Below are 19904 nucleotides of genomic sequence, written 5' to 3'. Positions count from 1 at the left end.
CAAGTCACTGCGCCGAACGGCCGAATCCGTTGCGCGGTAAGAAAATCCACAGCGCACACCGCGCAACGGGAAGACCTACCGGTGCGACGCGGGAAGAGCGGACTTTCGGCCACTTGAGGCGAAAGTGACGCGTGAGGTGCGGTCGGGTGGGTCGTGGGTGTTTTGGGTCGTTAGAGCCAAGGGGGTCTTAGGTACCTACGTGGTTCCGGCTGCGGTTGATGCCAGGCCGGTCCGTGAAGGACTCCGGTCAGAGGCGCTCACGTGAGCTTTCGCGGTCGTGGGGATGTCGTGAAGGGCCCCTTTGAGACGTTGAAGGTCTCAAAGGGGCCCTTCACGACACACCGGCCCGCCTCAGCCTGGGCCGAGGCTCGCCACAACGACCCAAAACACTCACGACCCACCCGACCGGCCGTTTACAGCAATTTGAGCTGCTCCGCCGCCGGGATCACCGCCTCTCCCGAACGCTGCACGGGCATCGTCACCTGCATTCGGTCCCCGTCATCCGCACGGGAACCGAAGCCGTGACGCCGCAGCAGCGGACCGACGCGCGCGCCCAGCCGCTCCCGATAGGACTTCGGCAGGTAGGCACCGCGGGCATACAGCTCGCGGTATTTCGGCACCAGCTCCGGATGTTCCCGGCCGAGCCAGCGCGCGAACCATTCCCGCGCGCCCGGCCGCAGGTGCAGCGGGAGGACGGTGACCCGCGTGGCGCCGGCCTCGGCCAGCCGTGAGAACAAGGCGTCGAGCGCCTCCACCGAATCGGTCAGATACGGCAGCACGGGGGCGACCAGCACCGAACACGGGAGCCCGGCGTCCCGCGCCTTGCGGATCAGGTCGAGCCTCGCCCGCGGGCTCGGCGTCCCTGGTTCCAGGCGGTGTTGCAGGTCCTCGTCGAGCAGCGCCAGTGAGATCGCCAGCCCGGCGGGCACGTCCTTCGACACCGACTCCAGCAACGGCAGATCCCTGGCCAGCACGGTGCCCTTGGTCAGGATGGACAGTGGCGTACCCGAATCGGCCAGTGCGGTGATGATGCGCGGCATCAGCTTGTACCGGCCTTCGGCGCGTTGATAGGGATCGGTGTTCGTGCCCATCGCGACATGCTCACGGGTCCAGCTCGGCCGCCGCAGCTGCGCGGACAGCACCTCGGGCGCGTTGACCTTCACGATCACCTGCGTGTCGAAATCGCGTCCGGCGTCGAAGTCCAGGTACGTGTGGGTGTTCCGGGCGAAGCAGTTGTGCGTGACCATGCCGTCGGCGATGAAGTCGCCGGTGCCGGTGGTGATGTCGAACAGCGGCAGCTCGATGCCCAGCGGTTCGATGGACGTCACCTTTCGCCTGGTCCGGCCGATGACGAGGCCGTCCAGCGACCGTTTCCAGCCGACGGCCGGATCGGAGAGATGGAAGAACCGCACTTCCTCCGACGGCCCGCCGAGCAGCTGCACCGTCCACAACGGACTGAACTTGGCGTTTTCGGTTTTGACGTAACGGAAGCCGAAGTTGTCGAGAGCGGCGCAGAAGGTCGAGACGATGTCCTGCTCGTCGTGGGTGACGCGCAGCGCGCCGTGCCGGTAACTCCCGGAGAGATCGAACAGCCCGGCCAGGAAGCCGCGCCGCCAATGGGCATCCGGCGAAGGCGGCACCTGGACGAAACCGACCGACGCGCCGAAATCGGGCAGATACCTCAGCGCGCGGTCCGCGGCGTCCTTCTCGGCCGAGAAGCCGCCGGAGCGCAACATCCCGCACAGGTACCCGGCGCGATAACCGAGGGTGTCGTCCGGGGTGCGGGCGAGTTGGCCGACGCCGACGAGTTCGGTGCCGCCGACCAGATGCGGCCGCTGTGCCGCGCCGAACCGGGTACCCGTGACGTGTTTCCAGCCGCGGCCGGTCAGGAACCGGTGGTCGCCACTGGCCACGATGGACGTTCCGTCTTCGAGGGTCAGGCGGTACGCCGGTTTCAGCGTCGACCAGTGCGCGAGCACCTCCGTGGGCACCAGCCGTCGCCCCGCGCCGCGCCCGCGCGTGCCGTAGATCGCGTCGCCCGGCGCCAGGTCCGCCAGCGCCTTCGTCCGGCCGTCGGCCATCAGGACCGGCGTCCCGCCTTCGAGGCAGTACGTGCACGCGTGAGAACAACCGCGATACGGGTTCACCGTCCATCCGAACGGGACACCCGACCCCTCCGGCACCTTGTTCAGCACGGATTTGGCGTGCACCTCGTGAAAGGTGACGCCGTCGAACCCGGGGGTGCGCACAGAGCGCGGCAACCCGTCCAATCCGGGCAGCACCGGCTCGCCGCCGTCCGCCCGCTGTCGATCCCATCGCACCAAGCCAGTCGAACACATGTTCTAGACAGGTGTCAAACAGACGTTCGAACAAGGGTGATCTTGGGCGCAAGTAGTCACCTACTTGCGCCGTCAGAGCTTCGTGATCTCCTCGGTCACGTACCCGGCGGGCTGGATCAGCCCCGCGCACCGGCTCTCCCCGCGCGGCGTCGCCGACCGGCGGCGCACCGTCACCGAGTAGAAGTCCTGGCCGCCGCGCACGGTGACCACCCGCGCGTCGGATTCGAGCAGCGGCTCCTCCTGGACGGCGAGCACGTCGTCCAGACCGGGCAGGTCCAGCTGCCGCCGGAGCGCGATCTCCGCGAACTGCGCCCACGCCGTCCGGGCGGATGTGCGGCCACGAAGCTGCTCCGGCTCGACCTGGCCGCGCAGGGCCGCCTTGGCGACCAGCGCCGCTTCGGCAGGGTTGAGCTGGCCGTGCAGGAAACCGTCGGGGACCACCAGGAGATTGCCCGCCCAGCGGTCACCGCCGACGTGGCTGACCTCCCAGGCCCTGCCGGGGTGATTGGTGTTGAGCGTCGAGGCCAGCGGGCGGCCGAGCACCGCGCAGCACATGTCCTTGGTGCCGTGCGTGCAGACCAGGAACAGCGGCCCGGCCACCCGGGTGCCGAGTCCGCCGGTGCCGTCCGCGACCGCTTCGAGGTCCAGTTCGGCAAGTTCACCCAGGTCGCGGATCTCCAGCCGCTCCAGCCAGCGGTTACCCGGTTCGCCTCCGCCGACGTAGACGGAGCGAGGGCTATCCGGGTCGCGACGATGTTTGCCGGGGCGCCGGATCAGCAGCGGGCGGAGCCCGTGGGACCGTCTCAAGTTCTCGAGCAGCTCACGGCGCTCGGCGGGGAATGCCTCGTCGAGGACGTTTTCCAGCGCGTCCGCGGGCCAGGGGCCCGGCTGCTCGACGAGCAGCCAGCAGCGCATGTCCGCCGCGGTGCCGGCGGGGTTCGCGCCCAGCATGCGCGCGACAGTGGCGCAGCCCGGCAAAGCGGCGGGCGGCGCTGGGGTGTCCGAGAGCTGAGCGGTCATCGGCCGACCGCTCCGGACTTCACCTTAGGCATGCCTTAGCTTACCCCGCCCGGGCTCCCTTCACACTTCTCGTCCCCTGTGACTTTCAGCCGATCGAGAGGAGCCCCTGCGTGGTGAGCTCGCCGAGGAAGGTCCGCACGGTCCCTCGATCGAGTTCGGACAGTTCGGCGAGTCGCTTGACCGCCTGCGGCGTGCCGTCGAGCAGCGCCTTCAGCAGCGGGGCCGCGGCGCCCGCGAAGACGAACCGTTTGCCGTCCGCGAGCAGGGTCACCCGGTCATCGCGGGCGCTGCCTTCTTCGAGCACCGCCCGTGGGACGAGGAAGCGGACCTCGGTCTCGTCGCCGTCCGGCAACAGCCCGGAGGTCGCCGCCCACGGCAGCCCGACACGCGGATGCGCCGGGGCGGACGAGTCGCGCTCGGTGAGGAACCTGTCGAGGACGTCGGCGGTCAGCGTGGCTTCCAGTTCCGCGCGCAGTGCGGCGGCACGGTCCGCCCGCTCTCCCTCCGTCCCGAACCTCGGGAGGTCCTGACGGAACACGGCGCTCGCCCGGAGCTTGTCGGCAAGCCAGGACACGAGGTCGATCCCGGTGGCCGGACTGAATCCGAGCGTGAGATGCAGTGACATCTCCCCCACCGCGGTGACGTCGTGCCAGTGCCCGCGCGGGACATAGAGGACGTCGCCGTCTTCGAGAATGAAGTCGTCGATCGGCTCACCGGGCCGCTCGGGCTGTTCGACGTCGCGGTGCAGCGGAGCGGGCCTGGTCGGGCCGTGCATCCGCCAGCGTTTGCGGCCGGAGACCTGGATGATGAACGCGTCGTGGTCGTCCCAGTGCACGTCGAAGCCGTGGGTCACGCCCCAGCCCGCGTACAGGTTGACCTGGACGCTCTCGCGGAGGTCGTGTTCGAGCCCCCTGGCGAGGTCGCCGATCGGGTCGCTGAGTTCCTGGATGGCGTCGAGCACCATCGTCGCGCCGCCGCGGAGCTGCTCGGTGAACGGAGCGGCTCGCAGCCGCGGGACGGTGCCGCTGCGGCGGGTGGGGACGAGATCGGTGTAGCTCTCCATGGGCACCGGGGTGCCGTCGAGCGCGAGGCGCAGCCTCGGGAACTCGAGGCGATGCTGCCGGAGGATGGCGTTCAGCGCCGGCCACGGCAGCAGGTCGGCGAAGCGGCCCGCGCGGCCTTCGAAGCGGCGATAGGTCTCGCCCTGGACGTCTTGGAAGAACTGGCTGACCCCGAGCGGAGCCACGAGGTCAGCCAGCGTCGGCGTTTCGGGCACTCAGCCGTCGTTGCCGTCGTTGTCGGCGGCCGCGCCGTTGGCCTTCCCGCGGTCGACCGCGGTCGGGATCATTTCGACCTCCAGCAGCAAACCGCTGTCGGGAGCCTGCGTACCTGACTGTTCCTGTGCCATCCTGCCACCTTTTTCTCAGACGAGCGGACGGACCGAAAATCGGCCTGGAGCGCCACCGAGCCTACGACACGTTTCGTGAAAATTCACTGTCCAGAAGGGAAAAACGGCCTGGCGAGCGATCTTCGACACCGCGGCGCGAGTTCACCCGGACAGCGGTTCTAAGCTTCCATCCATGGCTGATGCGGCATCCGTTCCCCGCCCGCGATGGGACGTGCTCGCGGTCGTCGGCGCGGGTGGCGCGCTGGGCAGCCTCGCCCGCTACGGCTTGTCGGTCGCGATCCCCCATTCCCGTGGCCAGTTCGCGCTTTCCACCTTCGCCACCAACGTTTCCGGCTGTCTGCTCATCGGTGTCCTGATGGCGTTGCTGACCGCGGCGGAAGACCCGCACCGGCTCTTGCGCCCCTTCCTCGGGGTCGGGATCCTGGGCGGTTACACCACGTTTTCGACGTACGCGACGGACACACTCGATCTTGTGACGAACGGGCGTCCGTTCACCGGGTTGGCGTACGCGTCCGGCACGGTGGCGGCCGCTTTGGTAGCGGTCTACGCCGGCCACGAGATCACTCGCGCGGTGAAGAAATGACCGTTCTCTTCGTCGCGCTCGGCGGCGGTTTCGGTGCGATCATCCGTTTCCTGACCGATCTTCGGCTGCGAGCGTGGCGAGGTACCGCCTTCCCGTGGGGCACGCTGGCGGTCAACGTCGTGGGCTCGTCGATCCTCGGGGTCCTCACCGGCTGGGCACTGCACGGCGGCCAGCCGGACGGGATCCGCTCACTGGTGGCCGTCGGATTCTGCGGCGGGCTCACCACTTTTTCGACCTTCGGCTACGAAACGCTGCGCCTCTTCACCGAGAAGACGCCCTCGCGGGCCGTGCTGAACGTCGGCGTCACGATGGTCGCCGGGATCGGCGCCGCGGCGGCGGGACTCCTGCTCGCCGACGCGATCTGGACCTGAATCAGTCTTCGGGCGCCATCCGCCACACGGCCGCCGCGACCGCCTCACGCTGTTCGGCCGGGAGATCGGCCGCCATCTCCTCCAGTTTCTCGACGACACCCTCGTGTGCGGCGTTCGCGAGCCGGAGGCCCTCTTCCGTCAGCGTGATCTTCAGCGCGCGGCGGTCACCGGAATCCGCGACCCGTTCGACGAGAGAGCGCCGCTGCACCCGGTCCACCAGGCCGGTGACGCTGGATTTCTCGAGGTTCAGCATCTTGCCGAGGTCGGTCATCCCGACGCCCGACTCCCCCTGCGCCAGCACACAGAGCAGCTGTGCCTGCTGCGGCGTGAGGTCGTGCGACCGGCCGACGTCGATGAAAGCCCGCTGCACCAGATGCGAAAGCCGCACCAGCGCCGTCGCGAATCCGAGGTCTTCGGCCGTGGTCATGACCGGAGTCTACTTGACGATCGTTCGGAGTACGAACTACTGTAGTTCGCAGTACGAATATTACGCACTACGAACTAGGGGATCTCATGACCACGACCGTGGCCGTCATCGGCGGGGGATACGGCGGCACCACCGTCGCCAAAGAGCTGGACTCGTTCGCCGACGTCGTTCTCGTCGAGCCACGCGAGGACTTCGTCCACCACGTGGCCGCGTTGCGCGGGCTCGTCGATCCCGAGTGGACGGATCGGCTCTTCTACCCGTACGCCCGGCTTCTCGAACGGGGGCGAGTGCTCCGCGACCGCGCGGTGAGCGTCGACCAGGACGGCGTCACGCTCGCGTCGGGCGAGCGGCTCACCCCGGACTACGTCGTGCTGGCTACCGGTTCGGCGTACCCGTTCCCGGCGAAGATCGATTTCCACGACAGCGCGTCGGCGAAGGCGAAGATCCGTGCCACCCGGGAGGAACTCGCGGGCGCGGACAAGGTGCTGCTGCTCGGCGCCGGCCCGGTGGGCCTCGAACTGGCGGGTGAGATCAAGGCGGTGTGGCCGGACAAGGCGGTGGCGATCGTCGACCCGGCGAAGGAGATCCTGCCCGGCTTCCCGGAGGAGTTCCGCACGGAGATCCGCCGTCAGCTCGACGAACTGGGCGTCGAGCTCCTGCTCGGCACTTCATTGACCGAGCCCCCGGTCTCGGAACCGGGGCAGGCCAAGACGTTCACCTCGGGACTCACCGGCGGCGGCGAAGTGACCGCCGACCTGTGGTTCCAGTGCTACGGCGGCGCTCCGCACACCGCCTACCTCTCCGGCGATCTGGCGGCGGCGCGGCAGGCGAACGGGCAGGTGGACGTGGCACCCGACCTGCGGCTTCCGGGACAGCCGCGCGTCTTCGCGCTCGGCGACATCACCGCGCTGCCGGAAGGAAAGCTGGCGAAGGTGGCGGGCGACCACGCGGAGGTCGTCGTGGCCAACATCCGGGCGCTGATCGACGGCGGCGAACTGCGGACCCACAGCCCGGGCGGGCCGATGATCTCGCTGCCGCTCGGACCTTCCGGGGGCGCGACCTACGCCGAGGAGGTCGGCGTCCTGGACGCGGCGACGACCTCGGAGATCAAGGGGTCGCACATGATGGCTTCGCGCTACGACGAGCTCTTCAGGACCGCCTAGGGGCCGCTATGAAGGACGCTTTCATTGCAAATTTGGCAATGAAAGCGTCCTTCATAGCAGCCGGTGACACGCGATCAGGACCGCGGAGCCAGACCCCGCACCTGAGCGAAGGGATCCTCCCCCGTCGGCAGCAGCGCGATGATCGGCGTCGTCAGCCCGTTGTCCACATAGGACTGCACCTGCTCGCGGCAGGAGTCGAGGCTGCCGTGGACGATCAGGTCGTCGACGACCTCGTCCGGGATGACCTGATTCGCCTTCTGCCGGTCGCCCGCGGCCCACGCCTCGTGCATCGGCGCGAGCGCGTCGCCGCGGCCGAGCCATTCGTGGAACGCCGCGTACACCGGCACGGTCAGGTAGCTCGAGATGAGCATCCGGCCGAGGCCGCGCGCGGCGGCCTTGTCTTCGGTTGGGCACACGAAGATCCGCGCGGCCAGCTCGGTGTCCGGACCGATCTCGGCCCGCACCTTCGGCACGTCGGAGGCGGCGAGCCAGTTGGTGATGGCGCCGTCGGCCTCCTTCGCGGCCAGCCGCAGCATTCCCGGCCGCAACGCGGCGAGCATGATCGACGGCGGCGGGTCGGCGGGCCGCTCCAGCCGGAACTTGCTGACGGAGAACGACTCGTACTCCTCGGTGACCTTCTCCCCCGCCAGCGCCGACCGCAGGAACCGCAGAGTGTCCCGGGAGCGCGCGAACGGGGCCTCGAACTCGGCGGCGTTCCAGTTCTTCACGATCACCGGCGACGACGCGCCGATGCCGAGCACGAACCGGCCGGGCGCCAGTTCCGCGACGGTCGCCGCGCTCATCGCCAGCAGCCCGGGCCCGCGCGTGTACACCGGCACGATCGCGGTGCCCAGCCGCAACCGCGGCGCCCACTGCGAGGCCAGCACCAGCGGGGTGAAGGCGTCGTTGCCCGCCGTCTCGGCCGACCACGCGTCGGTGTAGCCGAGGTCCGGCAGCTCCCGCACCAGCTCCTCGTGCGCCGCGAGCGGCACCCCGGTCAGCGGAATGGTGATGCCCCACCGTTTCATGCGTTCTCCTCGCTCTTGACCGCGGCACCGGACAGCTCACGCACGATCCAGTCCACCTGCGTGCGCATCAGGTTCTCCGCGACCTCTTCGGCCTGCGGCGTCATATGCGTCGCGCCTGCCAGCGGCAGGAACACATGCGCGCGTCCCTTGGCCAGCAAGGCCGACGACAGGCGCAACGAGTGGGCGACGAAAACGTTGTCGTCGGCCAGTCCGTGCACGATCAACAGCGCCCGCGAAAGGTCGCCGGCGCCGGCGATCAGCGAGTTGTGTTCGTACGCGGCCGTTTCCTCCTGCGGAAGCCCGAGATAACGCTCCGTGTAATGCGTGTCGTACAACGACCAATCGGTCACCGGCGCGCCCGCGACACCGGCGTGGAAGACGTCGGGACGGCGCAGCACGGCCAGCGCGGACAGGTAGCCGCCGTAGGACCAGCCGCGGATCGCGACCCGTTCCAGATCCAGCTCCGGATGGAGCGCGGCCGCCGCGTGCAGGGCGTCGACCTGGTCGGCGAGGGTGACGTCGGCGAGTTTGCCCGCGATCTCCTTCTCCCACGCGGAACCCCGGCCCGGCGTCCCGCGCCCGTCGGCGACGAGCACCGCGAAACCCTGGTCCGCGAACCACTGCGGGGTCAGGAAGGCGTTGCGGGTCTGCAGGACACGCTGGGCGTGCGGGCCGCCGACCAGGTCGAGCAGCACCGGGAGCTTGCCTTCGCTCTCCTCGTATCCGGTCGGCAGCACGAGCGCGGCACGCAGGCCCCGCTCCCCCAGCGTCAGCCAGGTCAGGTTCGGCACGACGTCCGGGTCGACGGTGCAGGAACCGATACGCGCCACCGTCTTCTCGCCGGAGACGACGGTCACCACCGGGCCGCTGCGCTCCAGGCTCCACGACGAGAGCACGGTCAGCGAGGTGTTCCCGGAGCCGACGTGCACACCGTCCTCAGTGGACAGACGGCGGAGCTCGCCGCCTTCGGTGCGGAAGACGTGGATCTGCGTCGGATCGGCCTCCGACGCGCTGAACAACACCTCGTCGCCGACGTGCAGGACCGACCGCACCTGCAGTCCGGGCGGGGTGACCGCGACCCCGTCGACGACGAGCCGGTGGTCGCCGTCGACGGCGCTCTCCCGGACCAGGCGGCCATCGGTGGTCCATGCCGGGACGCCCGCCGCGAGCTCCACCCAGTGCTCGTCGGTCTCGGTGTGCAGGACCTCGACCGAACCGTCCGCCGGGTCGACCGCCTGGGTCTCCAGTTTCCGCTGGTCACGCGACTGCACGGACAGCAGCGGCTTGCCTGCCGCCGACCAGTGCACCGCGGCGAGGTACTCCCAGTCCGTCTTCTCGACGTTGACGCGCGAGCCGTCGAGCCCGAGGATCGCCAGCGTCACGTCCGCGTTCGTGGTGCCCGCCGCCGGATACGCGACGACGTTGGACGGCGACTGCGGATTGGCCGGATCGGCGATCGTCCAGCGCGGCACGTTCGCGCGATCGGAGCGTTCGACCAGCAGGCTCTTCCCGTCCGGAGCCCACCAGTAGCCGCGGGTGCGGCCCATCTCCTCGGCCGCGATGAACTCCGCGAGCCCCCAGGCGATGTCGTCGCCGTCTTCGCTGTCTTCACCGCCGAGCACGCGATCCTCACCGGTGGCGCGGTCGATCACCCGCAGCCGCCGGTCGCGGACGTAAGCCACCTTGGCGCCGTCCGGGCTGGGCCGCGGGTCGACGACCGAACCCTCGACCAGCACCGCCACCGCGCCGGTGGCCAGGTCGAGCGTGTGGAGCTTGCCCGAAAGCGAGAACGCGGCGACGGTGAAGGCGGCGTCGACCGCGTAGCCGACCACGCCGCCACCGGTCTCCCGGCTGCGCTCGCGGCGGGCACGCTCCTCGGGCGGCAGGTCCTCTTCACCGGGCAGCAGTTCGGCGGCGTCGACCAGCTTCGTTTCCTCACCCGACGAGACGTCGAACGACCACAGGCTGTGCCGGGGGTCGGTGCCGGACTCGGACCGCAGGAACAGGATGCGGGAACCGTCCGGGGCGACCTTGAACTCTTTCGGCGCGCCGAGGGTGAAGCGCTGGGTCCGGGCCTGGCGGCGGAGGAACGGGAGATCTTCGAGGCTGGTGTCGGTCACGTCCGCACTCTCTCAGACGATCAACCGGAGACGCCAACGCCTTCCAGCTTCTCGATCTCCGTCTCGGGATCGAAGCCGGCAGGAGGGAACTCCGGGTCCATCTCCTCGATCGTCTCGATCAGCAGCCGCGCGACCAGCCAGTTGCGGTACCACTTGCGGTCGGCGGGGACGGCGTACCAGGGCGCGGCCGCCGTGGAGGTCTTGGCGAAGATGTCGGCGTAGGCCTTCTGGTAGTCGTTCCACTGGGCACGCGCGTCGAGATCGGCGGGGTTGTACTTCCACCACTTCTCCGGGGTCTCCAACCTCGCCTTGAGCCGCTTCAGCTGCTCCTCCGGCGAGATGTCGAGGAAGACCTTCACGATCGTCGTTCCGGCGTCGGTCAGCTCCTTCTCGAACGCGTTGATCTCGGCGTAGCGCTTGCGCCATTCGGTCGCGGGCACCAGCTTCTGCACCCGCGGGACCAGGATGTCCTCGTAGTGCGAGCGGTCGAAGACGCCGACCTGCCCCGGCACGGGGAGCTGTTTGCGGATCCGCCACAGATAGTGATGACGCCGCTCGGTCGCGGTCGGCTTCTTGAACCCCGCGTACCGCACGCCCATCGGGTTGACCAGACCGAGGACGTGACCCACCGTGCCGCCCTTGCCGGAGGTGTCCATCCCCTGCAGGACCAGCAGGACGCTGCGGTTTCCCCCGCCGACGCCCTCCGCGTAGAGGGCCTCCTGCAGGTTGGCGAGCTTGCCACCGGCGTCGGCGAGGTCTTTCAGCCCCTTGGGCTTCTTGTGCGGCCCGATCGGGAACGAGCCCGGATGGTGCCGCTCGGTCCCCTTGCCGATCCGCAGCGTGTCCCGGACGGAGACGGTGTCCTTTTTCGCCATCCGGCGACGATAACCGCGGTCCGGGTCCCGCGCCTGCGGTGATCGAGTACGCCGATGCACGATTTCGCCACCCGAAGGAGTCGATACGCAACGAACAACGGGTCAAAGCAACGTTTCCCGGATGAAAGCAGACGGATGGGCATCTAACCTGAACGCATGACGACCGCCGACTTCATCGCGCTCGACGAGCAGTGGAGCACGCACAACTACCACCCCCTGCCCGTGGTGATCGCCACCGCCGAGGGCGCTTCGGTCACCGACGTCGAGGGCAAGACCTACCTCGACTTCCTCTCCGGCTATTCCGCGCTGAACTTCGGGCATCGCCACCCCGGGCTCATCGCCGCCGCGGTCGAACAGTTCGGCCGGGTGACGCTGACCTCCCGCGCCTTCCACCACGACCAGCTCGGGCTGTTCTGCAAGGAGCTGGCCGAGCTGACCGGCACCGAGATGGCCCTGCCGATGAACTCCGGCGCCGAAGCCGTCGAGTCCGCGGTGAAGATCGCCAGGAAGTGGGCGTACCGTGTCAAGGGTGTCCCGGACGGGACCGCGGAGATCGTCGTCGCCGGCTCCAACTTCCACGGCCGGACGACGACCATCGTGTCCTTCTCCACCGACGAGACCGCGCGCGCCGACTTCGGCCCGTTCACCCCCGGCTTCGTCACGGTCAAGTACGGCGACGCCGAAGCGCTGCGCGACGCCATCACCGAACGCACCGCCGCGATCCTGCTGGAACCGGTGCAGGGCGAGGCGGGCGTGATCGTGCCGCCCACCGGCTACTTCGCCGAGGCGCGGCGGCTGTGCGACGAGCACAACGTCCTGCTGATCGCCGACGAGATCCAGTCCGGTCTCGCCCGCACCGGCACCGTCCTCGCGCTCGACCACGAAGGCGTCCGTGCCGACATCTACACCTTGGGCAAGGCGCTCGGCGGCGGGATCATGCCGGTGTCGGCCGTGGTCGGCGGCAAGGACGTGCTCGGCGTGTTGCGACCGGGTGAACACGGCTCGACCTTCGGCGGGAACCCGGTCGCCTGCGCGATCGGACGGGCCGTGGTCGGGCTGCTGAAGACCGGCGAGTTCCAGGAGCGCTCGCGGGAACTGGGCGCCCACCTGCACTCGCGGCTCGGCGAACTGGTCGGCAACGGGCTGGCCGAGGTCCGCGGGCGCGGGCTCTGGGCGGGGATCGACATCGCGCCCGGCGGGCCGACCGGCCGGGAGGCGTCCACCGCGCTGGCCGAACGCGGCGTGCTGTGCAAGGAGACGCACGACCACACGCTGCGGATCGCGCCGCCGCTGGTGATCACGCGCGAGGAACTCGACCGCGGTATCGACGCCATCACGGAGGTCGTCAGGACCCGGTGAACCTTTCGGGCGGGCTGTACGTTGCCTGTCCATGGGAGACGAGCGGGAATGGGTGGAGCGGCCACTGGTCGGCACCGACACGGTGTCGCCGGAGGACTGGTCCGCCAGGGGCAAGGCGCTGCGAGCCGAGGCGCCGACGGCCGCGCACGATCACGCGGCGGCCGGCGACGGTCGGCCGAGCGTGGCGGAGTTCTTCACGCGAAGCAACGAAGGCCGTCTGCCGGAACTGGTGGAACTGCGGCGCGAGCGCATGCTCGCGTCGCCGTTCACCTTCTACCGCGGCGCGGCCGGGCTGATGGCCGCGGATCTGGCGGGCACGCCGTCGTCCGGGCTGACGGCTCAGCTCTGCGGGGACGCGCATGCCGCGAACTTCGGGCTGTACGGCACGCCAGAAGGCCAGATCGTCATGGACATCAACGACTTCGACGAATCCGTGCCGGGCCCGTGGGAATGGGACCTCAAACGGCTCGCCGCGAGTCTCGTACTGGCCGGACGCGAAGGCGGCATCGGCGAATCGGGCTGCCGTGAGGCCGCCGAAGACGCGGTGAAATCGTACCGGCGCACCATCCGGGGGCTGGCGGAACTGCCGTTCCTGCGGTCGTGGAACGCGCTGCCGGACGCGTCGGTGCTGAGCGAGGTCAAGGCGCACGATCTGATCGACGACTTCGAGGAAGCGGCCGAGAAGGCGCGGAAGAACACCAGCGCCAAGGTCACCGCGAAATGGACCCGGCGGATCGACGACCACGAGACCGGCCTCGAACGGCATCGGTTCGTCGAGGACCCGCCGGTGCTCACGCACGTCGACGACGCGACGGCGGAAGCGGTCGTCACCGGTTTGGTGTCCTATGTGGACACCCTGCGCGAGTCGCGGCGGACGCTGATCTCGCGGTACCGGGTGTCCGATGTGGCCTTCCGGGTGGTCGGCACCGGCAGCGTCGGGCTGCGCAGCTACGTCGCGCTGCTGCATGGAAACTCGGGCGAAGACCTTGTGCTGCAAGTGAAACAGGCCAACCCGTCGGCACTGGCGCCGTATCTCGGGCTGGCTTCGCCGGAGCACGAGGGCCGACGGATCGTCGAGGGCGCGCGGCTCGTGCAGGCCGAGACCGACATCCTGCTCGGCTGGACCACCATCGACGGCGTGCCGTACATCGTGCGGCAGTTCCGGAACCTCAAGGGCGACATCGATCCGGCGGAGCTGAAGAAGGACCACCTCGACGACTACGGCCGACTGGCGGGCGCGTTGCTGGCGCGGGCGCACGCGCGGTCACTGCATCCGCGGATGCTGGCGGGGTACTTCGAGGACGACGAAGACCTCGACGAGGCCATCGGGGCTTACGCCGTGCGCTACGCGGATCAGACCGAAGCGGACTTCGCCGCCTTCGCCGCTCTCTGACCCACCGCAATTCGTCACCTACTTGCGAGGGCCGGCAGCGCAATTCGTCACCTACTTGCGCTGCCGGCGCACTGTCCGTGAGGGAACCTTCCCGAGTACATGAAGGACCCCTTCCTTGCGCCTAGCGCCGTGAAGGACCCCTTCATGTACTTCAGCTCGGCACCGGAAGCGGCCGGCTCCCGGCGGGGGGGTCACATCAGGGCCAGGACGTCGTCCGCGCATCCCCAGGCCACGGTGATCCCAGCGCCCCCGTGCCCGTAGCAGTGCACGACACGCCCTTCCCGCTCCAGCCGGACCTCGGGCCGGAAGGGCCGCAGCCCCACCTTCGCCCCCAGCACGGGCGCGTCGGCCAGCGCGGGCACGAGTTCCCGGCACCGCCGCACGATGTCCGCGGTCACTCCGGGATCGGGTTCGACGGAGTCGCGCCCCGGTTCCTGCGTGCCACCGCAGACGACGTGCCGTCCGTGCGGGATCACGTGCCGCAGCACCGGGGTGGCCCCGTCGACGATCCATTCGGTCAGCCCCGGATCGGCGAGATGGACGACCTGGCCGCCGACCGGCACCACGGTGCCGTCCCCCGCCAGCCGCCCGCCGCCGAGCCCGGCCGCGTTCACCACGAGATCCGCGTCGAGGTCGTCCAGTCGCGTGACGGTGCGGCGCTGGATGCGCGCGCCCAGCGCGGCGACCTCGTCGGCGAGCCAGGCGAGATACACCGGGGTGTCGACCACCGCGGTCGTGAAGGTGAGCCGTCCGGGTTCGTGGTCGAGGCCGGGCATCGAGAACGCCCACGACGGCACCGGCGCCTCGTGCGGGACGAGGTAGGTCCCCCGGATCATGCGGATCCCGGGCGCGCCGAGCGAGCGGTACTCCCGCACGCTCGCCGCGGTCCAGCGATCGACCCGGCGGGAGTTCGCCGCCAACGGCGGGAAGAGCACGCCACCGGCGACCGCCGACGTCGTCTCCCCCGGTCCGGCGTCGGTGAGCACCGTGACGTCGTGCCCGGCCCCGGCCAGCCGGTGCGCGCAGCTCAGCCCGATCACGCCGCCACCGACCACGCTGATCCGCATCGAAAGCCCCTTCGTCCTCGCGAGCCGTCCCTGCATGGTGACTGATCACCCGTCCCGTAATCTCGCCGGATGAGCGGAAGAGCGCCGTACGGGCTGGTCGCGGTCACCTGCGCGGTGATCATGGTCGTGCTCGGGATGCTGGTCTCGGGCGAAGGCCTCTCCGGCCCCGACGAGCTCGCCGTCAAGTGGGTGGAGCGCAGCTTCGGCCGCGACACCGGCCTTCTCCGGCTACTGGTGCTGCCGACCGAGGCCTACGTCCTCATCCCGGTCGCGGTCCTCGCCGCCGTTCTCTGCCTGATCGGCGGGCGACGGCTCGAAGCGGTGCTGACCATCGTGGGCCCGCTCGTCGCGATCCTCGCGAACACCTGGGTGCTCAAACCGCTCTTCGACCGCTGGAAGTACACCTACCTCGCCTACCCGAGCGGGCATACCGTCGCGCTGGTCGCGGTGCTGACCGTGCTAGTCCTGCTCGCCCGCCCCGGGGTCGCGACGGCCGCCATCGCGGTCGTGGGCGCGGTGGTGCTCGGCGGGGTCACGATCGGCATGATCGGCCTCGGCTACCACTACCTGACCGACGTGGTGGGCGGCACGCTGTTCGCCGTCGCGACCGTCTGCGCGACGTGGGTGCTGCTCACCTGGGCTGCACGGCGTCGCGCGCCAGTGCCGTCAGACGGCTGACGGCTCGCAGGTACTTCTTGCGGTAGCCGCCGTTCACCATCTCCTCGGTGAACAGGTCCGGCACCGGCTCGCCCGACACCACCAGCGGGATCGCGCGGTCGTAGAGCCGGTCGGCGAAGGCGACCAGCCGCAGTCCGACGTTCTGGTCGGGAACCGGGTGGATGTCGCGCAGATGCACCCGGGTCACGCCGTCGAGAAGCCTGCCGTAGCGCGAAGGGTGCAACCCGCCGAGGTGTTCGCACAACGCGTCGAAATCGTCCACAGTGGACTCGGGATGGGTGGCGGCGGAGGCTTCCAGCTCCTCCGCGGTCGCGGGCGGCGGCGCGTCCGGCAGGCCGCGGTGGCGATAGTCCGGGCCGTCGACCCGGCAGACGCCGAACCGGGCGGACAGCGACTGGATCTCGCGCAGGAAGTCCGTCGCGGCGAAGCGGCCCTCGCCGAGTTTGTCCGGCAGCGTGTTGGAGGTCGCCGCCACGAAGACGCCCGCCGAGATGAGCTCCTGCAGCAGCCGGGTGACGAGCATGGTGTCGCCGGGGTCGTCGAGTTCGAACTCGTCGATCGCCAGGAACCGGTGTTCGGAGAGCCGCCGCACCGCCTCGGCGAAACCCAGGGCGCCGACGAGGTGGGTCAGCTCCACGAAGGTCCCGTACGCCTTGGGCGACGGAGTCTCGTGCCACGTCGAAGCGAGCAGGTGCGTCTTGCCGACGCCGAAACCGCCGTCGAGATAGAGCCCCATCGGTCCGGACGGCGCCTCGTCCCCGCCGCCGAACAACGCGCGCAGCTTCGACTTCGGCTTCCGGTTCGACGCCTCCGCCACGCGCTTCGCGAACGCGCCACAGGTGACGACGGCCTCGGCCTGGCTCGGCTCGTCCGGGTTGGGCACGTAGGTGGAGAACCGGACCGCGTCGAACCGGGGCGGCGGGACGAGCGCGGTGATCAGCTCCTCGGCGGACAGCTCCGGACGGCGATCGATCAGGCGGGCGGGCATTCGCCGAGGGTAACGGCACCGGCGTCGGCCGTTCACCCTCCCTGGCCGGGCGTATCCCCCGCTCAGCGGTGCCGTCGGACGCGTGCTGGGATGTCGGTGTGCAGCTTTTGTGGCCAACGACACCGGCGGAACCCGTCTCCGACGCAGACCTCGAGCGGCTCTACGGGTACCCGGAAGGCCTGACCCGTCCCTGGGTCCAGGTCAACTTCGTCAGCTCCGCCGACGGCGCCGCGGCGGTCGACGAGCTGTCCGAGGGGCTTTCGCACCCCGCGGACAAACGGATCTTCCTGCTGGGGCGACTGCTTTCCGACGTGATCCTGGTCGGTGCCGGCACGGCACGCGCCGAGGGCTACCGCGGTGCGCGCGTCAGTCCCGAACGCGCGGCCCGCCGGGTCTCGCTCGGGCTGTCCGAGGTCCCGCCGATCGCGGTGGTGACCCGTTCCGGTGAACTCGACCCCGAGGGCCCGTTGTTCACCGACACCAAGGTCCCGCCGATCGTCATCACCACCGAGAAGGCGCCGCGGGCCGCGCTGGAGCGTGCTGGGGCCGAGGTGCACGTCGCGGGAGTCGAGGACGTCGACCTCCACCGGGCGCTCGACCTGCTGGGTGAGCGCGGGCTGCGCCGGGTCGACTGCGAGGGCGGGCCGACGCTGTTCGCCGACCTGATCGCGGCCGACCTCGTCGACCAGTTGTGCCTGACCGTCGCCCCGCTGCTGGCCGGCGCGGGCGAGAGCCGGATCGCCCACGGCCGTCCTGCCCCGGAACCGCGCCGGATGGACCTCGCGTCCGCGCTCTTCGAAGACGGCTTCACCATGCTGCGCTATCGCCGCCGGGAGAGCGGGTGAACGAGGCCGCGCCGGTTTCGGACGAAGAACTGGTTGCCCGCGCCGCCGCCGGGGACCACGGCGCCTTCGACTCCCTGGTCCGGCGGCACACGGCCAGGATGTACCGCGTGGCGCTGCGGATCACCGGCAGCACGTCGGAAGCCGAGGACGTCGTCCAGGAGGCCTGGCTCTCCGCGTGGCGCGCGCTGCCCCGGTTCCGGTTCGAGTCCGCGGTGTCCACCTGGCTCTACCGGGTGACGACGAACGGCGCGCTCGGGCAGGTCCGGCGGCGGAAACCGACCGTGCCGCTCGACGAGGGCGACGCGGGTGTCGTGCCTGGTCCGGAGGGTCACGTGGTGAGCGCCGAGCAGGTCGGCACGGTGCTGCGCGCGAGCGCCGAACTGGACGTCGGCCAGCGGATCCCGCTGATTCTGCGAGAATTCGAGGGGATGACCTACGACGAGGTGGCCGAGGTTCTGGAAGTCAGCGTGCCCGCTTTGCGCGCCCGCCTGCACCGCGCCAGGGTCGCGCTGCTGGCGAAACTCGGTGACAACTTCCGATCCGGGGAACGGTGATGAGCGAGGATCCGCGTGAGGACCCCCGGTGGGAGCAGGTGCGCGCCGCCGCGAGCCGTCCGGTGCCGACGCCGCCGGGACTCGTCGAACGGGTGCTCCGCTCGGTCGGCGGCGTCCGCGGCAAGCACACCACCGCCCCGCTCGACCTGCCTTCGGCCGGCGGCAAGACCCAGGTGTCGGAACGGGCGCTGGTGCTGATGACCAGGAAGCTCGCCGCCGAGATCGGCCGTGACCTCGGCGGGGTCCACGTTTCGGCCGTCGCACTCGAAGAGGACGTGCTGCAGGTGCTGGTCACCATCCGGTTCGGCGTCGAAGCGACGGTCGCGGACGTCCTGCGCCGCCGGGTCGGCGCGGCACTGACCGGCCAGCTCGGGTCGGCTCCGCCCGCGATCAACGTGCACGTCGTCGACGTGCACCCCGACTGAATCCCGGAACTGATTACCCCATTCGGGGGACATCGCGTGACGGCTCGGCATGCGCGCGTGTCCAGGTCGGTGAGAGCGTAGGGAGCGCCGCGCGCGCAGGTCGCGCGGCACAGGCCGAGAAGGAGCGAACTTCATGGCGCAGCCGAGCGCGAGCAAGCCCGACACCCTGGTCACGGGGTCGTCCCTCAACGAGGAAGGAGCCGCCGGCAAGACCACGATCTCGTCGGTGGTGGTGCAGAAGGTGGCGGGGCTCGCCACCCGCGAGGTGACCGGGATCCACGCGCTCGGCGGCGGGGTCTCGCGGGCCTTCGGCGCGATCCGTGAGCGCATCCCCGGTTCCGGCACGGTCACCACGTCCGGTGTCTCGGTCGAGGTCGGCGAGAAGCAGGCGGCGATCGACCTCGACGTGGTCGTCGAGTACGGCGCGCGCATCGTCGACGTCGCGCGGGCGGTGCGCCGCAACGTGATCGGCCAGGTCGAGCAGATCACCGGCCTCGAGGTGATCGAGGTCAACATCGCGGTCAACGACATCCACCTGCCCGACGAGAACGGCGGCGAGACCGAGACCTCGCGGGTCGAGTGATGAACGGGACCCAGACCGGCCTGCTCGCCGGCCTCATCCTCGGCCTCGCCGCGACCCAGGGGTTCACCGCGTTCCTGGTGACGCTGGCCGTCGGCGTCATCGGCCTCGTCCTCGGCCGGGTGCTCGACGGCGAACTCGACCTCGGCGATCTGTTCGGCCGGGGCCGCGACAAATGACCGTCCCGCCCGAACCGGAGGATCGCGGCACCCTCACCATCGCGCCCGCCGTGGTCCGCAAGATCGCGCAGCACGCCGCGGACCAGGTCGACGGGACCACCCGCGCCGAGCGGCGGATCGCCGGGCTCGGGCTGGGGACCCACGGCGCGAGCGCGAAGGTCGGCGGTGAGGGCAACGACGTCGACCTCGTGCTGGACGTGGCTTTGCACTATCCGGCGCCGGTGCGGCGGATCGTCGGCGATCTGCGCACCAGGGTCACCGAGGAGGTCGAGCGGATCACCTCGTACCGGGTCCGGGACGTCTCGGTGACGGTCTCCGCGCTCCTGCCCGACATCGCGCCCCGCGTCCGCTAGCGCGCCCGTTGGCGGAGCTGAATTTGTGTCCGGATCATGGCCAAACGCGTGAACCCGCCCGGCCGAAGGCCCCGCTATCGCGGTGGCAGGGCGCCTTTGGCACCTGGCGCGACTTGGAAGACCAGGTCGCGCCCTGCCGACGTCGATCG

General features: G+C 70.0%; 22 protein-coding genes. 12 read left to right on the top strand and 10 right to left on the bottom strand.

Going from position 1 to position 19904, the window contains the following annotated elements:
- Positions 1-413: 413 nt before the first annotated feature.
- The 4 genes from DL990_RS10765 to DL990_RS42140 form a co-directional block, all read right to left on the bottom strand.
- A complete protein-coding gene (locus tag DL990_RS10765) occupies positions 414-2321 on the bottom strand; it encodes an intein-containing Rv2578c family radical SAM protein (RefSeq protein WP_199746303.1) in 1908 nt (635 codons plus the stop codon).
- Between the two features lie 90 nt (positions 2322-2411).
- Positions 2412-3359 (bottom strand): sucrase ferredoxin, encoded by a 948-nt coding sequence (locus DL990_RS10760; protein WP_125798586.1) that lies wholly within the window; start codon positions 3357-3359, stop codon positions 2412-2414.
- Positions 3360-3444: 85 nt separating this feature from the next.
- Complete coding sequence (locus tag DL990_RS10755; RefSeq protein WP_125798585.1) at positions 3445-4635, bottom strand: cupin domain-containing protein; 1191 nt, start codon at positions 4633-4635, stop codon at positions 3445-3447.
- Entirely contained in the window at positions 4636-4767 is a 132-nt protein-coding gene (locus DL990_RS42140) for a hypothetical protein (RefSeq protein WP_255431246.1), read from the bottom strand. It abuts the gene before it with no gap.
- 172 nt (positions 4768-4939) lie between these two features.
- Here DL990_RS42140 and crcB (DL990_RS10750) point away from each other — a divergent pair, with 172 nt between their 5' ends.
- Entirely contained in the window at positions 4940-5350 is a 411-nt protein-coding gene (gene crcB, locus DL990_RS10750) for a fluoride efflux transporter CrcB (RefSeq protein WP_125780407.1), read from the top strand.
- Positions 5347-5721, top strand: coding sequence for a fluoride efflux transporter CrcB (gene crcB / locus DL990_RS10745; RefSeq protein WP_125780405.1), 375 nt, complete (start codon positions 5347-5349; stop codon positions 5719-5721). Before crcB (DL990_RS10750) ends, crcB (DL990_RS10745) begins: the two co-directional genes overlap by 4 nt.
- Position 5722: 1 nt before the next feature.
- Here crcB (DL990_RS10745) and DL990_RS10740 read toward each other — a convergent pair whose 3' ends face one another.
- Entirely contained in the window at positions 5723-6148 is a 426-nt protein-coding gene (locus DL990_RS10740) for a MarR family winged helix-turn-helix transcriptional regulator (RefSeq protein ID WP_125780403.1), read from the bottom strand.
- A gap of 86 nt (positions 6149-6234) precedes the next feature.
- Between DL990_RS10740 and DL990_RS10735 the strand changes: the two genes are divergently transcribed.
- Positions 6235-7311: an NAD(P)/FAD-dependent oxidoreductase gene (locus DL990_RS10735; protein WP_125780401.1), complete on the top strand. Its 1077-nt coding sequence runs from the start codon at positions 6235-6237 to the stop codon at positions 7309-7311.
- A gap of 74 nt (positions 7312-7385) precedes the next feature.
- Here the strand turns inward: DL990_RS10735 and DL990_RS10730 are convergent, their stop codons facing one another.
- From DL990_RS10730 to DL990_RS10720, 3 genes are read right to left on the bottom strand one after another with little or no spacing between them, the layout of a single operon-like run.
- Positions 7386-8339 carry an LLM class F420-dependent oxidoreductase gene (locus tag DL990_RS10730; RefSeq protein ID WP_125780399.1) on the bottom strand — a complete coding sequence of 318 codons (954 nt, stop codon included), beginning with the start codon at positions 8337-8339 and terminating at the stop codon, positions 7386-7388.
- Positions 8336-10459 carry a prolyl oligopeptidase family serine peptidase gene (locus DL990_RS10725; RefSeq protein WP_125798584.1) on the bottom strand — a complete coding sequence of 708 codons (2124 nt, stop codon included), beginning with the start codon at positions 10457-10459 and terminating at the stop codon, positions 8336-8338. Before DL990_RS10725 ends, DL990_RS10730 begins: the two co-directional genes overlap by 4 nt.
- A gap of 20 nt (positions 10460-10479) precedes the next feature.
- Positions 10480-11334 (bottom strand): PPK2 family polyphosphate kinase, encoded by an 855-nt coding sequence (locus tag DL990_RS10720; RefSeq protein WP_125798583.1) that lies wholly within the window; start codon positions 11332-11334, stop codon positions 10480-10482.
- Between the two features lie 156 nt (positions 11335-11490).
- Here DL990_RS10720 and rocD point away from each other — a divergent pair, with 156 nt between their 5' ends.
- Positions 11491-12693 carry an ornithine--oxo-acid transaminase gene (gene rocD / locus DL990_RS10715; RefSeq protein ID WP_125798582.1) on the top strand — a complete coding sequence of 401 codons (1203 nt, stop codon included), beginning with the start codon at positions 11491-11493 and terminating at the stop codon, positions 12691-12693.
- A gap of 31 nt (positions 12694-12724) precedes the next feature.
- Positions 12725-14086 carry a DUF2252 domain-containing protein gene (locus DL990_RS10710; protein ID WP_125780391.1) on the top strand — a complete coding sequence of 454 codons (1362 nt, stop codon included), beginning with the start codon at positions 12725-12727 and terminating at the stop codon, positions 14084-14086.
- A 191-nt stretch (positions 14087-14277) separates the two neighbouring features.
- Here DL990_RS10710 and DL990_RS10705 read toward each other — a convergent pair whose 3' ends face one another.
- On the bottom strand, positions 14278-15153 hold the full coding sequence (locus DL990_RS10705) for an FAD-dependent oxidoreductase (RefSeq protein WP_125798581.1): 876 nt from the start codon (positions 15151-15153) through the stop codon (positions 14278-14280).
- A gap of 69 nt (positions 15154-15222) precedes the next feature.
- On the opposite strand from DL990_RS10705, the gene DL990_RS10700 reads away from it, so the two are divergent.
- The gene (locus DL990_RS10700) at positions 15223-15831 is read left to right on the top strand and encodes a phosphatase PAP2 family protein (RefSeq protein WP_125798580.1); all 609 of its coding nucleotides are present in this window, start codon (positions 15223-15225) and stop codon (positions 15829-15831) included.
- On the opposite strand, the gene zapE is transcribed toward DL990_RS10700, so the two are convergent.
- The gene (gene zapE / locus DL990_RS10695) at positions 15785-16819 is read right to left on the bottom strand and encodes a cell division protein ZapE (protein ID WP_125798579.1); all 1035 of its coding nucleotides are present in this window, start codon (positions 16817-16819) and stop codon (positions 15785-15787) included. The two genes, DL990_RS10700 and zapE, sit on opposite strands and share 47 nt — an antisense overlap.
- Positions 16820-16917: 98 nt before the next feature.
- Here zapE and DL990_RS10690 point away from each other — a divergent pair, with 98 nt between their 5' ends.
- The 6 genes from DL990_RS10690 to DL990_RS10665 all read left to right on the top strand — a co-directional run bounded on the left by DL990_RS10690 (position 16918) and on the right by DL990_RS10665 (position 19755).
- Positions 16918-17664, top strand: coding sequence for a pyrimidine reductase family protein (locus DL990_RS10690; protein ID WP_125798578.1), 747 nt, complete (start codon positions 16918-16920; stop codon positions 17662-17664).
- Positions 17661-18218, top strand: coding sequence for an RNA polymerase sigma factor (locus tag DL990_RS10685; RefSeq protein ID WP_125798577.1), 558 nt, complete (start codon positions 17661-17663; stop codon positions 18216-18218). The genes DL990_RS10690 and DL990_RS10685 overlap by 4 nt, the downstream gene beginning before the upstream one ends.
- Positions 18218-18643: a hypothetical protein gene (locus DL990_RS10680; RefSeq protein WP_125780379.1), complete on the top strand. Its 426-nt coding sequence runs from the start codon at positions 18218-18220 to the stop codon at positions 18641-18643. The genes DL990_RS10685 and DL990_RS10680 overlap by 1 nt, the downstream gene beginning before the upstream one ends.
- 133 nt (positions 18644-18776) lie before the next feature.
- Positions 18777-19226 carry an Asp23/Gls24 family envelope stress response protein gene (locus DL990_RS10675; RefSeq protein WP_125780378.1) on the top strand — a complete coding sequence of 150 codons (450 nt, stop codon included), beginning with the start codon at positions 18777-18779 and terminating at the stop codon, positions 19224-19226.
- Positions 19226-19402, top strand: coding sequence for a hypothetical protein (locus DL990_RS10670; RefSeq protein ID WP_005157087.1), 177 nt, complete (start codon positions 19226-19228; stop codon positions 19400-19402). The genes DL990_RS10675 and DL990_RS10670 overlap by 1 nt, the downstream gene beginning before the upstream one ends.
- Positions 19399-19755 (top strand): Asp23/Gls24 family envelope stress response protein, encoded by a 357-nt coding sequence (locus DL990_RS10665; RefSeq protein ID WP_125780376.1) that lies wholly within the window; start codon positions 19399-19401, stop codon positions 19753-19755. Before DL990_RS10670 ends, DL990_RS10665 begins: the two co-directional genes overlap by 4 nt.
- The last annotated feature ends 149 nt before the right edge of the window (positions 19756-19904 follow it).

It is taken from the genome of Amycolatopsis sp. WAC 01416 (assembly GCF_003947485.1).
In the GTDB taxonomy this organism is placed as follows: domain Bacteria; phylum Actinomycetota; class Actinomycetes; order Mycobacteriales; family Pseudonocardiaceae; genus Amycolatopsis.
The sequence above is the reverse complement of the archived record's forward strand: the minus strand, read 5'-3'. Positions and strand labels throughout refer to the sequence as shown.

What these genes read in the sequence shown, in the direction of transcription:
- DL990_RS10670 (WP_005157087.1), top strand. Translation starts at nt 19,226, where the DNA reads ATGAACGGGACCCAGACCGGCCTGCTCGCCGGCCTCATCCTCGGCCTC.
- DL990_RS10760 (WP_125798586.1), bottom strand. Translation starts at nt 3,359, where the DNA reads ATGACCGCTCAGCTCTCGGACACCCCAGCGCCGCCCGCCGCTTTGCCG.
- DL990_RS42140 (WP_255431246.1), bottom strand. Translation starts at nt 4,767, where the DNA reads ATGGCACAGGAACAGTCAGGTACGCAGGCTCCCGACAGCGGTTTGCTG.
- crcB (WP_125780407.1), top strand. Translation starts at nt 4,940, where the DNA reads ATGGCTGATGCGGCATCCGTTCCCCGCCCGCGATGGGACGTGCTCGCG.
- DL990_RS10700 (WP_125798580.1), top strand. Translation starts at nt 15,223, where the DNA reads ATGAGCGGAAGAGCGCCGTACGGGCTGGTCGCGGTCACCTGCGCGGTG.
- zapE (WP_125798579.1), bottom strand. Translation starts at nt 16,819, where the DNA reads ATGCCCGCCCGCCTGATCGATCGCCGTCCGGAGCTGTCCGCCGAGGAG.
- crcB (WP_125780405.1), top strand. Translation starts at nt 5,347, where the DNA reads ATGACCGTTCTCTTCGTCGCGCTCGGCGGCGGTTTCGGTGCGATCATC.
- DL990_RS10665 (WP_125780376.1), top strand. Translation starts at nt 19,399, where the DNA reads ATGACCGTCCCGCCCGAACCGGAGGATCGCGGCACCCTCACCATCGCG.
- DL990_RS10740 (WP_125780403.1), bottom strand. Translation starts at nt 6,148, where the DNA reads ATGACCACGGCCGAAGACCTCGGATTCGCGACGGCGCTGGTGCGGCTT.
- DL990_RS10680 (WP_125780379.1), top strand. Translation starts at nt 18,218, where the DNA reads ATGAGCGAGGATCCGCGTGAGGACCCCCGGTGGGAGCAGGTGCGCGCC.
- DL990_RS10735 (WP_125780401.1), top strand. Translation starts at nt 6,235, where the DNA reads ATGACCACGACCGTGGCCGTCATCGGCGGGGGATACGGCGGCACCACC.
- DL990_RS10705 (WP_125798581.1), bottom strand. Translation starts at nt 15,153, where the DNA reads ATGCGGATCAGCGTGGTCGGTGGCGGCGTGATCGGGCTGAGCTGCGCG.
- DL990_RS10675 (WP_125780378.1), top strand. Translation starts at nt 18,777, where the DNA reads ATGGCGCAGCCGAGCGCGAGCAAGCCCGACACCCTGGTCACGGGGTCG.
- DL990_RS10730 (WP_125780399.1), bottom strand. Translation starts at nt 8,339, where the DNA reads ATGAAACGGTGGGGCATCACCATTCCGCTGACCGGGGTGCCGCTCGCG.
- rocD (WP_125798582.1), top strand. Translation starts at nt 11,491, where the DNA reads ATGACGACCGCCGACTTCATCGCGCTCGACGAGCAGTGGAGCACGCAC.
- DL990_RS10710 (WP_125780391.1), top strand. Translation starts at nt 12,725, where the DNA reads ATGGGAGACGAGCGGGAATGGGTGGAGCGGCCACTGGTCGGCACCGAC.
- DL990_RS10720 (WP_125798583.1), bottom strand. Translation starts at nt 11,334, where the DNA reads ATGGCGAAAAAGGACACCGTCTCCGTCCGGGACACGCTGCGGATCGGC.